The sequence below is a fragment of the Thioalkalivibrio sp. HK1 genome (assembly GCA_000583135.1).
Classification (GTDB): Bacteria; Pseudomonadota; Gammaproteobacteria; order HK1; family HK1; genus HK1.
The window spans coordinates 1-13657 of sequence record JFBG01000030.1 but is presented as its reverse complement, the minus strand read 5'-3'; the positions used below and the strand labels follow the sequence as shown (position 1 = coordinate 13657).

The following is a 13657-nucleotide window of genomic DNA, read 5'->3' as shown; positions in this document are numbered from 1 at the left end:
CGAATCGATCCTACGGGGATCTATTCTCCCTCGACCCCTCGGATGGGTTTGATCGTTGTCCAACGCTTGCAGCTCGGGCATTGCCAGTGCAGGGATTTGGCGGGAAATCCGCAGCGCTCGCAGCGATAGACCGGGCGATCGAGAAGCAAGCCCTCGGTCAGACCCTTGAGCATCTCGACCCGGCTCCCCGGCTCGTCTCCCGAACGCCGGCACTCGTCGATCTCGAGCTCCAACATCCGATCGAGACCGCGCACCGATATCTTCCGTTTCAGGCGATCTCCGATGAAACGAATCGCCTCTCGGGGTCCGTCGCTCTCTTGCCGGATGGCCGCCAAAGCCAGCAATACACTGCTCCAGCCATAGCGCTCGTGCAAGCGCGAAAGATATTCCTGCAAGGCATCGGCTTGCCCGAGGGCGGCGAAGGATCGGTGCAAAGGGCCGATGGTTTCGGGAATGAATTCCGGATCTTGGCTCTCCACCCGCTGCAATGCGCGAATGGCGCTTCGATGATCGCCCAAGGTGGTATGAATTTCCGCCTCGATCAGGCTCGCTCGCACACACGAATCATGGGTTTCACGCGCCCGGCGGAGCTCCTCCAAAGCCTTTTCGAAACGCCTTTCTTCTTGGTAGCGGACCGCTCGCTCGCAATAATAGTGGGCGATGATCGTTCCCAAGGGATCGCCGGTCGCCAATTCCAGCTGCTGGGCGCTGACGATCGCCTGCCCCCAATCGCGCTCGTGCTCGTAGATATCGACCAGCTGCTTCAATGCCTGAACGCGATAACCATGGACCTCGGTCAGTTCCTTGAAGATGGCCTCGGCTCGATCGAAAAGTCCGGCGCTCGAATAGTCATGGGCCAACTCCATCTTGGCTTCGGTGCGTTGACCGGCGCTGAGCGAAGTGCGGGAAATGATGTTCTCGTGGATATGGATGGCGCGCTCGTGATCCCCGCGACGACGGTAGAGGTTCCCCAAAGCGAGGTGGGTTTCCACCGTCTCGGCATCGACTTCGAGGTATTCGATAAAGATATCGATCGCCCTTTCGGGCTGCTCGTTGATGAGGTAATTGATCCCGCGAGAATAATCCGATCGGAAACGCCTGAAACGCCGATCCGCCTCCTGTTTTTTATTCCCGTCATTAGCGGCATTACGCCCGGTCCACCAGCCGATGCAGGCCGCCACCGGCAAAAGAAGCCACAGGAGATCGAATCCGCTCATCGGGATTTCGCTCGAAGACGGGGGCGAATCGTCGAATCGTCGGGGTCGGTCATTCGCTGCCCGCCCTGCCATCGAAGACCCTTTTCGGGGGCGGGTCAAGGGTTCGAGGCAAGGCGGCTTCCTCGTGCTTGTCGTTCTTGTCGTTCTTGTCTTGATCTTCGACCACCGGCGGACCCTCGGACGGGGAAGTCCGTTTTTCTTCGATGGCGTCGGAGTCGGGATCCAAGTCGTGGGGCTGCGAATGAACGCCCTCATCGACCCGATCCCGCAAATCCTTGCCCGGCTTGAAATGAAGGACTCGCTTGCTCGGGATCTCCACCGTTTCGCCGGTGCGAGGATTGCGCCCGGTCCGCGGCGGGCGCCGACGAACGGAAAAAGTGCCGAAACCGCGCACCTCGATCCGCTCCCCCTTGGCCAAGACATTCCCCATCTGCCTGAGTATCGCATTCACCGCCGACTCGACATCGCGATGAACCAAATGAGGCTGCAAGTTCGCCAGATGATCGATCAACTCGGATTTCGTCATCGCAGCTCCTCGGGGATTTCAGGGCAGCCGGATCTTCATGACTTCCATCTCGATGACCACGATACGCCGCCGAAACCCCATCCGCAAGGGGAATCGATGAATCCGCAAAGGGCCGGAGTTCGCCCTTCGAGGGGAGTCGATCGCAAAATCTCTCTACCTGACTTACCGCCTCCTTGCCCCGAAGCGCCGACTCGATAAAAAGCGGTGGCGGCGATTGAAAAAGCGCTACCTGAGAGGATCGCCCATCGGCCTTTCCCCCTTAATTGAGCGGGGACAAGGCCGATGGGACCATCGGCATCGTCTTTGGCATCGTCGCCGCCGAGCTTTCGGGGATCAGCTCCCTCGATCTTCCGTCGATCCCCGAACCGCTTCGGCTTCGGGCTCGGATGCGGATTGATCGTGAACCGATGCCTCGTCCGAAGCGGAGTCGGCGGCCGGTGCGGGATCATCCGATGCATCCTCGCTCGCATCCTCGATCGAACTCTCGCTCGCCGATGCGCTCTCCTCGGTGGCCGGTTCATCGGCCGAGGCTTGGGTCGAAGCGGCGGATTCGATATCCCGAGATTCGTCGGCGGAGTCGCTTTGCGCCTCTTTCTTCGAGGATTCCTCGGAATGAGAGTCCATCTGCTTTTTGATCAAATCCCCCAAGGTCGTGGGCGCAGCGGAGGCGGCAGTGGTGTACTCCTGCATCGTCTGCACTTCCTCTTCGCTCTCCCGAGCCTTGATCGACAAGGAGAGCACGCGCTTCTTGCGATCGAGCCCCACGAACTTGGCCTCGATCTCATCTCCTTCGTTGAGGACGGTACGGGCATCCTCGATGCGCTCCCGGCCGATCTCCGACGCCCTCAGGTAGCCGTCGACACCCTCGGAAAGTAAGATCGTCGCTCCCTTGACATCGACCTCGACCACCTTGCCCTTGACGATCGAGCCCTTGGGATTGTTGGATAGGTAGGTCGAGAGAGGATCCTTGTCGATCTGCTTGATCCCCAGCGAGATACGCTCTCGATCCGGATCGACGCTTAGCACCACGGTCTCGATCTCATCCCCTTTCTTGTAGCGTCGAATCGCCTCTTCGCCCGGCTCGCCCCAAGAGAGATCCGAAAGATGCACGAGTCCGTCGATACCGCCGTCGAGGCCGACGAAGACCCCGAAATCGGTGATCGATTTGATCGCCCCGCTGACCCGATCGCCTTTGCGATGGTTATCGAAGAATTCCTGCCATGGATTGGGTCGGCACTGCTTGATACCGAGCGAGATGCGACGGCGATTTTCATCGACATCGAGCACCATCACCTCGACGCTGTCACCGAGCTGTACCACCTTGTTGGGGTGGACATTCTTGTTGGTCCAGTCCATTTCCGAGACATGGACCAACCCTTCGACCCCATCGCCGATATCGACGAAACAGCCATAGTCGGCGATATTCGTCACCTGACCGAAGACGCGGGTGCCATCGGGGTAGCGACGGGAGATATCGATCCACGGATCGGTTCCGAGCTGCTTCAACCCCAAAGAGACCCGGGAGCGGTCGCGATCGAATTTGAGCACCTTGACCTCGATCTCGTCGCCGACATTGACGACTTCCGTCGGGTGCTTCACTCGCTTCCATGCCATGTCGATGATATGGAGCAGACCGTCGATACCGCCCAAGTCCACGAAGGCGCCGTACTCGGTCAGGTTCTTGACCACCCCGGGCAGGACCGCGCCCTCTTTGAGGTTCTCGAGCAGGGATTCACGCTCCGCCGAATACTCCTCCTCGACCACCGCCCGACGCGAAACGACGACGTTGTTGCGCCGACGATCGAGCTTGATGACCTTGAACTCGAGCATCTTGCCCTCGAGGTAGGTGGTATCGCGCACCGGACGAACGTCGACCAAAGAGCCGGGCAAAAAAGCCCGGATGCTGTCGACATCCACGGTGAATCCGCCCTTGACCTTGCCGGTCATCATTCCGGTGACCACATCGCCGCCTTCGAACGACGACTCGAGTCGACTCCATGCCCGGGCCCGCTTGGCCTTTTCGCGCGAAAGCCGAGTGGCGCCGAATCCGTCCTCGACGGAATCGAGGGCGACCTCGATGAGATCGCCGATCGCGACCTCCACCTCTCCGCTTTCGTTTCTGAACTGATCGACCGGTATGGTCGATTCCGATTTCAGACCGGCATGCACGGTGACGAACTCGGGGCTGACGGCAATCACCGTGCCTTCGATAATCGCCCCCGGGCGCATTTTTCTGTCGACTTCGCTCTGCTCGAGCAGCTCCGCAAAGCTTTCCATGACCGAATCGATTTTCCTTCAGTTGAGACCCGCAAGTTAGAAAACGCAATCCGGCAAGCGAAGCGTTCGAGCGCTTTGAAATTCGATTTCAGTGCTTGCCGAGAATGACGATATCGTTATTTTTTCGAACACCACCTGCTGCGCACCGCCTCCAAGCGCCGCGGGTAACGCGCTTGGAACGATGCCCGACGAAGCCTCGACCATACCGATGGATGATCGATCAACCGGCAAGACGGAGTCTTGCGATTTCCAGTAAATCGTCGGCGACTTCGGCGGCGGTTTGGGATGTCGTATCCACCGACAGCACATCGGCCGCCATGTTCTTCGGGCGCAGCGGGGCGACGGCACGGGTGCTGTCCTGGGTATCGCGCGACACGATCCGCTGCTTGATTTCGTCAATGGTAACGGAGATACCCTTTTCAATCAATTGCCGATGGCGCCGCCTCGCCCGTTCATCGACCCCGGCCTCGAGGAAAACCTTCAAGAAGGCGTCGGGGAAAACCACGCTGCCCATATCCCGACCGTCGGCGACCAAGCCCGGATAAGAGCGAAAACTCCTTTGCAGGCCGAGCAGGGCTTGGCGTACTTGGGGGTGGACGGAAACCCGAGCGGCATCCTCGCTGCATCGCTCGCTGCGAATCGCATCCCCGATATCCTCACCCTTCATGAAGGGCCTCGAGCCCTCCAAGGGATCGGGAAGGAATTCGATCTCGCCCTCGATCTTCGCAACCAGCAAGACCAGATCTCGCTCTCGATCGCAGGCAACGCTTGATCGCCGGGCGATGAGAGCGAGGATGCGATAGAGGGCGCCGCTATCGAGGATGGAATAGCCCAAGGATCGGGCGAGCAAGCGAGCCACGGTTCCCTTGCCGGAGGCGGCGGGGCCGTCGATGGCGATCACCGGCGGCGGCGAACCCGGTCGCTCGGCAGCGGTATCAGGCATCGCCGCCTTGCACCTCGATGTCAAGGCCGACCTCGCCTGCCAGCGCAACGAAGCCGGGGAAGGAGGTCGCCACGTGACGGCAATCCCGGATCCGCAAGGATCCTTCGCCGATCCCGGCGGTGGCGAAAGCCATGGCGATCCGGTGATCCGAGGCGCTGTCGACGCTCCCTCCGGCGATCTCTCCGCCGGTGATGGCCATGCCGTCATCGAAGACCTCGACCTCGATGCGAAGCGCGAAAAGAGCGTCGGCGACGGCGGCGATCCGATCGCTTTCCTTGATCCGCAGCTCCTTGGCCCCGCGCACTCGAGTGCATCCCCGAGCGGCGGCGGCGGCGACGAAGATCGCCGGAAACTCGTCGATGGCCAAGGGCACCGATGCCGGATCGATATCGATGCCTTGCAATCGCGTACCCCGTACTCGAAGATCCGCGACCGGCTCGCCACCGCTGCCCCGAATGTCGTGCCGTTCGATCCGCGCTCCCATCCCCTCGAGGATCGACAGCACCCCGCTGCGGGTGGGGTTGATCCCGACCCCCCTCACGATGATATCCGAGCCCGGCCGACCGGCGGCGGCGGCGAGAAAAAACGCCGCCGAGGAAAGATCCCCCGGCACATCGATCACCGTTCCCCGAAGGCCGATCCCCCCCTCGATGCAAGTACGAAGCCCCTCTTGCGAAGGCGGGGCCCCGAAAGCCGCCAACATCCTCTCGGTATGGTCTCGACTCGGCCCCGGCTCGGTGTAGCAGGTTGTCCCTCGGGCCCGAAGCCCGGCGAGCAAGATGGCGGATTTGACTTGGGCGCTGACCACATCGCCGGAAAAATCGATCGCCCTCAGTCGGGCTTGGAAGGGGTCGCCGGCGATGGGTTCAAGGCGAATGGGCGGCGTCCCCGATGGGGAGGGCTCGATCTTCGCCCCCATCGATGAAAGGGGGTCGGTGATGCGTCGCATCGGACGCCGACTCAGCGATGGATCCCCCGTCAATGAACACGGGCGGTCGATCCGAGCGCAAAGCAGCCCCGCCAACAGGCGCATCGAGGTGCCGGAGTTGCCGAGATCCAACACCCCGGATCGAGGGGGCGAAAGGCTTCGATCCCCGATCCCGTGGACGACGATCTCGTCGATATCGTCTCGGCCTCGTTCCCCCTTCGAAGGCTGAGGATCGCGATCGTCGATCCGCACCCCCATCGAGCGCAGGGCGGCCATCGTCGCCAAAACATCCTCGCCCCGCAACAGGTTCCGGATACGCGTTCGCCCCTCGGCGATCGCCGCCAACATGAGGCTTCGATGGGATATCGACTTGTCGCCCGGAACCCGGATATCGCCGCAAAGGGCTCCGGTCGGGCGTACGAGGTAGTCGATGGGGGCGGTGGTTGTCATGATGCGTTGCGATCGCTCGCATACTCGAAAGATGGCGAAGCGTCTTGGGATGGATGCGAGGGAGGTGCCTGACCCGATACCGATTCGGCATGACGATCGCGGATGGACTTGGCGCGGGCGAAAACCGAGCGTATCGTCTCGCCCCGCCCTTGGCGCACGGCATCGATCAGACCGTCGAGATCGCCGCGAAAAAGGTTCAAGGCATCGACCACCGCATCCTTGTTGGCAAGGCAGATGTCATGCCACATCTGCGGATCGCTCGAGGCGATGCGGGTGAAATCGTAAAACCCGCCCGCGCAGTAGCGAAAGAGTTCGGCATGATCGGGATGCCGACCCAAGGCATCGACCAAGGTATAAGCCAGAAGATGGGGTAGATGGCTGGTCAAGGCGAGGACCTCGTCGTGCCTGTGCAAGTCCATCTCGATCACTTCGGCTCCCACCCTCTCCCACATCCATCTCACCCTCGATTGCGCTTCGCAGGAGGTGCGCTCCATCGGGGTCAGGATCACCCGTCGTCGCTCGAAAAGGCCCTCGATCGATGATTCCACTCCGCTGTGTTCGGTTCCGGCGATGGGATGGGCGGGGACGAAACGCGCCGATTGATCGGGCGAGAGGGTCGAAGCCGCAGCCTCCATCACGCAGGCCTTGGCGCTGCCCACATCGGTGATCACCGCCCTCTCGTCGATGCCTCCCCCGGCGCATAGGCGCTCGAAGACGCTCGCGATCGCCCCCAAGGGAACGGCGATCACGATCATGTCCGCCTTGCGAGCGGCGGCGGCGGGATCCGGATCGAAATCGTCGATCACCCCCAAGGCGAGGGCTCTTTCGAGGTTGGCCACTTTGCGGCTCGAACCGACGACCTCGCCGACCGCCCCGAGCCGTTTGAGATCCCGCGCCAGCGATCCCCCGATCAGCCCGGTGCCGATGATGCAAAGCCTTTGAATCATCACTGATCCTTATCGCTTTCGAATCGCTTTCGAATCGATCGCCCACTTCTTTTGCGATGGATTCGAAGAGCCCTCTTCAAGGCGCGAAGGTGGTATCGACGATGGGAAAAGAGCCCAGCAGGATCGGGCTCTGGCCTCTTTCGCCGTCATTTTCGCCGCTGTGGGAAGCATCGTCGGCTTGGCAAGCGGAACTCCCGGTGGAACTCCCGACCGAGATCCAAGCGGGGCTTCGTCGCATCCCTCCGAGCGGCGACGAACCGATTCGATCCTCGAGCGCCTCCTCGTCGATATTCGCAATGCGCACGATCCAACCATCGGCCCAACCATCGGCCTGAGCAGATGGCCGCTTGCCTTCATCGAGACTCGTTTTTCGAAGCGGGTAGAAATCCACCGTCGGCGGCGGGGATCCATCGAGCAGGGCTCTTTCAAGGGCTTCTTTGTCTTGGCTTGCGATCGACAAGACACTGCAAGCATTGCCCGAGGCGGGCACCCGCTCCGCTCCCACGGCCAGGAAACCATCCCCCCTCTCGTTCCTCCATTCGCCGACCAAAGCCTGTCCTTCGAAGGGCGCAGCAATCAACAATGGATTGGCACAACCGTCATGGACAAAGGCGATCATCGCATAGTCGCACTGCCTTGCCGCCACCGCGGCCAGCGCTTCCTCCTCGCTTTCGAAGCGACACAGATCGATGGCGCCTCCGAAATGACCGAGGGCGGCATGCATCGTCGATGGATCGGTCCAAGCGATCGTCAAGCGCTGCTCGAGCGAGCGGCAGCTCGATGCGATCTCCCGAAAAAGACGAATCGTTTCCGATGCCGGCAAAGCGCCGCCATCTCGTTTTTGGCGAGCGGCGAGACGGCTTAGCAGCTGCGCCTCTCGCTCCGGGCGATAGTAGCGAGGGGGGCTCGGAAGGCTCGATTTGATGCCCGCCACATCGATAGCGGCCTGCGCCCGGCGATTGAGCAACGCCAGAATTGCCTCGTCGATGGAATCGATCGTTGCGCGCAAGGAAACAAGGGCTTCGTCCTTTGGGTAAGGCGAATCGGGCGGCGGATCGGGCGGCAAAACCCTTTTCGCGCCCGACCACGGGGGTTCGAAATCCTTGCTCACGAGGCTTCGCTCACCGGTTTTCGCTTACAAGGCCCTGACCGAGAGCACCCCTTCGATCGCGCGCAATGCCTTCAAGAGATCCGGGGAGACCTCCCCGTCGACATCCGTCAGGGTATAGGCCACTCGATCTCGGGAACGATTGAGCATATCGAGAATATTCAGTCCGGCGTCGGCGATGGCGGTGGAGATCTGTCCGAGCATATTGGGAACATTGGCATTGGCGATGGCGATTCGCTTCCCCTCGCTATCGGCCAACCTGATCTCGGGGAAATTGACGGCGTTGACGATCGTGCCCCTTTCGAGAAAATCGATCGTCTGCTTCGCCACCATCGTCGCGCAATTTTCCTGCGCTTCCACCGTGGAGGCTCCGATATGGGGCAAAGCGATGACCCTCGGATGCCCTCGCAGCGCCGGGGAGGGGAAATCGGTGACGTAGTTCGCCAAGCGCCCCTCGTCGAGAGCCCTCAAGACCGCTTCGTCGTCGGCGATACCGCTACGCGACATATTGAGCAGCGTCGTTCCCTTGCGCATCCGGGCGATGCGAGGGGCGTCGGCAAGGCTCAGCGTATGCTCGCCCAAAGGGACATGCAAGGTAACGAAATCCGAGGCGGCGAAAATATCCTCCACGCTCGCCGCTTGGTCGACGCTCGACGAGAGTTGCCACGCCCGGCGCACCGTCATCGAGGGATCGAATCCCAGCACCCGCATCCCCAAAGAAATGGCGGCATTGGCGACCTCCACCCCGATCGCTCCGAGCCCCACCACCCCCAAGGTCCGGCCGGCGATCTCAGAACCCGTGAAGCGCTTCTTCCCCTGCTCGATCGCTTGAGTGAAAGCGGGATCGTCGTCTTCGATCCCCTGCACGAAAGACCAAGCATCGCATAGGCGCCGAGAAGAAATCAGCAGCCCGGCCATCGTCAATTCCTTGACCGCGTTCGCATTCGCTCCGGGGGTATTGAAGACCACGATTCCCCGATCGGTCAGAGAATCGACCGGGATATTGTTGAACCCCGCCCCGGCCCGAGCCACCGCCTTGACGCTTTCGGGAAAGGCATGGCGATGGAGATCGCGCGATCGAAGCAATATCACATCCGGCCGCTCCGGATCGTCACCGACGAGATAGCGCTCGCAAGGAAATAGTGAAAGTCCGGTGGCGGAAATCGAATCGAGGGTTTGGATGTGAAACATGGAGGTCTCTTGGGTTGGAAGTCGATGATGGAGTGAAGGAGGGACGATCGAGCCGGATGGCGGGTGATTCGATAGATGACGGAGTCCTCGCAGATACAGGCAAAGAGCGAGGCGATCTCGGCCTTCGAGGATCGAGGATCGGATGTGGATTGCGCATCGGGGTTTTTACCTGGCGTTTTTTCGATGATCTTTCGCGCCGATCGATCCCCGCATTCTCGATATCTTCGTCCGCATACGCTCACAAGGCTCTATCTCATATCAAGCCGCCTCATGCCGAGTCGTCGCCGTCGTCTTCGGCCGATATCGGCGGCGAGCCGGCGGCCGAGCCGTCGTCGATAGCGGAATCGTCCGAACGATCGGGCGAGGGGATATCCGGGGGCGCCAAGGTGAAAGGAGCGGCATCGGGGGCGATCGAAGGTGCAGAGGATTCATCGAGCGGTTGCAAGGCCCGGGTGGGGATTGGCGTCGATTCGATATCCTCGGCCTCCTCGCTCTCGACCACTTTTTCCACCCCGACCAAAATCTCGCTTTCGCCCAAGTTGATCAGGCGAACCCCTTGGGTATTGCGTCCGACCACGCTGATTTCGTTGACCCGGGTGCGCACCAATTTGCCCCCGTCGGTGATCAACATGATCTCGTCTTCCAAACTCACCGTTCGGGCGGCGACCACGGCGCCGTTGCGTTCGCTGGTCAGAATCGAGCGCAAGCCCTTGCCGCCGCGGCTTTGAGATCGATATCCACTCTCCAATGTGCATTTTCCGTAGCCGTTCTCGGTCGCGGTCAGCACCAGTCCATCGGCGCCGATCATCAAGGAGATAACCTTGGAGTCGGGGGCAAGACGGATCCCCCGCACTCCGCGCGCCGTGCGCCCCATCGATCTGACATCGCCCTCGGGGAAACGAATCAGTTGGCCGTTGCTCGTCGCCAACATCACATCGTCGCCACCGCCGGTGACCTCGACCCCGATCAGATGATCGTCGTCGCGCAGATCCACGGCGATCAATCCACTGGCACGGGGGCGGGAAAAAGCCTCGCAAGGGGTCTTTTTGACAATGCCGGAGGCGGTGGCCATCAGCATGAAGCCCCCGTCTTTGAGGGCGCTCATCGGCAATATGGCGCTGATCCGCTCTCCTTGCTCGCTGTCGATCGGCAATAGATTGACCAGCGGCAAACCGCGAGCGGTGCGCGTCGCCTGCGGCAAGCGATAGACCGGCTTCCAGTAGACCCGCCCTCGGCTGGAGAAAAAGAGCATCGTATCGCGGGAGTTGGCGACGAAAAGTCGCTCCACGAAATCCTCTTCCTTGGTGCTCGCGGCGATCTTTCCTCGTCCGCCGCGACGCTGGGCGGAATAGTCGGCCAGCGGCTGCCACTTGATATAGCCTTGGTAGGACATCGTCACCACGACATCCTGGGGCTTGATCAAGTGCAAGATATCCATCCCCTCCCGATAGGCCTCGATCTCGGTCCGGCGGGCATCGGCGAACTGCTCCTTGACCTCGAGGAGTTCCTCGCGCACCACTTCGCGCAAGCGCTCGGGATCGACCAAAATCCATAGCAGTTCACGGATTTTTTCGAGAATCTTGTCGAACTCGTCGATGATTCGATCCTTCTCGAGCCCCGTCAGGCGATACAGACGCAAGTCGAGGATCGCCTGCGCCTGCGCCTCGCTCAATCGATAATCCTCTCCTACAAGCCCCAAGCCCGCCGGCAGATCCTCGGGTTTGGAGGTATCGGCCCCCGCCCTTTCGAGCATGCCTCGCACCACCCCGGCGTTCCATACCCTCTCGAGCAGACCCTGCTTGGCCTCGGCGGGGGTCGCGGAATCGCGGATCAGGACAATCACCTGATCGATATTGGCCAAGGCCACCGCAAACCCTTCGAGGACATGCGCCCTTTCCCTCGCCTTGCGTAGTTCGAAAATGGTGCGCCGGGTGATCACCTCCCGCCGATGGCGCATGAAGGCATCGAGCATCTGTCGAATATTCAACAGCTGCGGACGACCCTCGACCAAGGCGACGAGGTTGATGCCGAAGACCGTCTCCAGGGACGTTTGTCGATAGAGGTTCTTGAGCATCACATCGGCGTTCTCTCCGCGCCGCAGCTCGATGACCAAGCGCATGCCGTCCTTGTCGGATTCATCCCGCAGTTCCGATATCCCCTCGATCTTCTTTTCCTTGACGAGTTCGGCGATCTTCTCCTGCAAGCGCGCCTTGTTGACTTGATAGGGAAGCTCGGTGATGACGATGCGCTTGCGATTGCCGCCATCGATATTTTCGGTATTGGCCCGGGCCCGCACATAAATACGTCCGCGACCGGTGTGATAGGCCTCGACGATCCCCCCCGAGCCATTGATGATGCCCGCGGTGGGGAAGTCCGGCCCGGGCATGATCTCCATGATCCCTTTGATATCGATCGATGGATTGTCCATGACCGCGATGCAAGCATCGATGACCTCGCCCAAGTGATGGGGCGGGATATTGGTGGCCATCCCCACCGCGATCCCCGATGAACCATTGACCAATAAATTGGGGAAGCGGGCGGGAAAAACCGAAGGCTCGATCTCGGATCCGTCATAGTTGGGAACGAAATCGACCGTTTCCTTGTCGATATCCGCCAACAGATCATGAGCGAGGCGGGCCATTCGAACCTCGGTATAGCGCATCGCCGCCGGCGGGTCGCCATCGACCGAGCCGAAGTTGCCCTGACCGTCGATCAGCATCCCCCGCATGGAAAAGTGCTGCGCCATGCGCACCAATGCATCGTAGACCGCGCTCTCGCCATGAGGGTGATATTTACCGATGGTATCGCCGACCACCCGCGCGGATTTTTTATAAGGTTTATTCCAATCGTTGCCCAGCTCGCGCATCGCATAGAGCACTCGCCGGTGCACCGGTTTGAGGCCATCTCGAATATCCGGAAGCGCCCGCCCGACGATCACGCTCATGGCGTAATCGAGATAGGACTTCTTCATTTCGTCTTCGATATCGACGGGCAGAATTTCTTTTGCAAAATCAGCCATTTGCGATGTTCTCGAGAGGGTCTTCGGCTAGAGTCTTCGGCTAAGGGATCGAAAAGGGTAGGGCAATAGACGGCAATGCGGGCGAGATCCCTTCATCCAAGGCTTGGGATGGCTATGATCGACGGATTTCGAATACCTTGGGGGATTTTTCGCGCTTTATGCCTTTGAAGATATGCGAAAAACCGTGCCAAGATCGCCTATTTTAGCACGTGGACGCCAAGGACGATGGATCGATGGACGGATGAGGGATCGGTTTGGCCTGCGAGCATCGAGGTATCGGCTTCGATATCTTGCATGCCACGAAAAAGCGAGCGATGGGCTATGATACTTAGGATCAAGATCGACGAATCCCCCGATTCAGGCACATCCGATCGGCTCCCGATATCGGCACCTCGTTCGATTTCTTGCAGCCTCGACCGAATCAATCAATGGATCTCGGAGTCATTTTTCCGATGGAAACAGCCGATCTTCTTATCGAAGCGCGATGGATCATTCCGATCGAACCGGAAAATACGGTCTTGGACGATCATGGCATCGTGGTGCGCAAGGGAAAGATCCAAGCCATCCTCCCTTGCCAAGAGGCGCGCTCGCAATTCGATGTCGAGCGAACGATCCGCTTGGATAGCCACCACGTGCTATTGCCCGGATTCGTCAATACCCACACCCATGCGGCGATGAGTCTGCTGCGGGGGATCGCCGATGATCTGCCGCTCATGGACTGGCTCAAAGAACATGTGTGGCCGGTGGAGGGCAAGTGGGTCAGCGAGAATTTCGTGCGCGACGGAACCGAACTTGCGGTCCTCGAAATGCTGCGCGGCGGCACCACCTGTTTCAACGACATGTATTTCTATCCGGGAGAGACCGGGCGCGTGGTCGATGCCGCCAAACTGCGCTGCACATTGGGGATGGTGGTAATCGAGTTCCCCACCGCTTGGGCCAAGGATACGAAGGAGTATTTCCAGCGCGGATTGGAGGTGCATGACGAGTACCGCAACCATCCTCGCATCGATACCGCGCTGGCTCCGCACGCCCCCTATACGGTATCGGACGA

The 13657-nt window shown here is 60.4% G+C and carries 7 protein-coding genes and 3 pseudogenes; 1 reads left to right on the top strand and 9 read right to left on the bottom strand.

The genetic code is table 11. The features are described 5' to 3' along the window. Nucleotides 1-20 precede the first annotated feature (20 nt). The 9 genes and pseudogenes from lapB to gyrA form a co-directional block, all read right to left on the bottom strand. A complete protein-coding gene (gene lapB, locus BF99_RS0109225) occupies nucleotides 21-1217 on the bottom strand; it encodes a lipopolysaccharide assembly protein LapB (RefSeq protein WP_025770630.1) in 1197 nt (398 codons plus the stop codon). Nucleotides 1218-1461: 244 nt separating this feature from the next. Continuing rightward, nucleotides 1462-1743: pseudogene (locus BF99_RS23730) on the bottom strand (integration host factor subunit beta); the annotation flags it as partial. 618 nt (nucleotides 1744-2361) lie between these two features. Beyond that, a pseudogene (gene rpsA, locus BF99_RS0109210) lies at nucleotides 2362-4020 on the bottom strand (30S ribosomal protein S1); the annotation flags it as partial. 220 nt (nucleotides 4021-4240) lie between these two features. After that, nucleotides 4241-4963: a (d)CMP kinase gene (gene cmk / locus BF99_RS0109200; protein WP_025770627.1), complete on the bottom strand. Its 723-nt coding sequence runs from the start codon at nucleotides 4961-4963 to the stop codon at nucleotides 4241-4243. Further along, the gene (gene aroA, locus BF99_RS0109195) at nucleotides 4956-6341 is read right to left on the bottom strand and encodes a 3-phosphoshikimate 1-carboxyvinyltransferase (protein WP_025770626.1); all 1386 of its coding nucleotides are present in this window, start codon (nucleotides 6339-6341) and stop codon (nucleotides 4956-4958) included. Before aroA ends, cmk begins: the two co-directional genes overlap by 8 nt. Then, nucleotides 6338-7288 carry a prephenate dehydrogenase gene (locus BF99_RS0109190; RefSeq protein WP_025770625.1) on the bottom strand — a complete coding sequence of 317 codons (951 nt, stop codon included), beginning with the start codon at nucleotides 7286-7288 and terminating at the stop codon, nucleotides 6338-6340. Before BF99_RS0109190 ends, aroA begins: the two co-directional genes overlap by 4 nt. A 76-nt stretch (nucleotides 7289-7364) precedes the next feature. Further along, entirely contained in the window at nucleotides 7365-8297 is a 933-nt protein-coding gene (locus tag BF99_RS21940; protein WP_231471351.1) for a chorismate mutase, read from the bottom strand. Nucleotides 8298-8423: 126 nt separating this feature from the next. Continuing rightward, nucleotides 8424-9587 (bottom strand): phosphoglycerate dehydrogenase, encoded by a 1164-nt coding sequence (locus BF99_RS0109175; RefSeq protein ID WP_025770623.1) that lies wholly within the window; start codon nucleotides 9585-9587, stop codon nucleotides 8424-8426. 466 nt (nucleotides 9588-10053) lie between these two features. Continuing rightward, a pseudogene (gyrA, locus tag BF99_RS0109170) lies at nucleotides 10054-12606 on the bottom strand (DNA gyrase subunit A); the annotation flags it as partial. Between the two features lie 452 nt (nucleotides 12607-13058). On the opposite strand from gyrA, the gene BF99_RS0109160 reads away from it, so the two are divergent. Then, nucleotides 13059-13657, top strand: a 599-nt coding sequence (locus BF99_RS0109160; protein ID WP_025770620.1) for an amidohydrolase family protein, incomplete at its 3' end; no start/stop codon positions are given.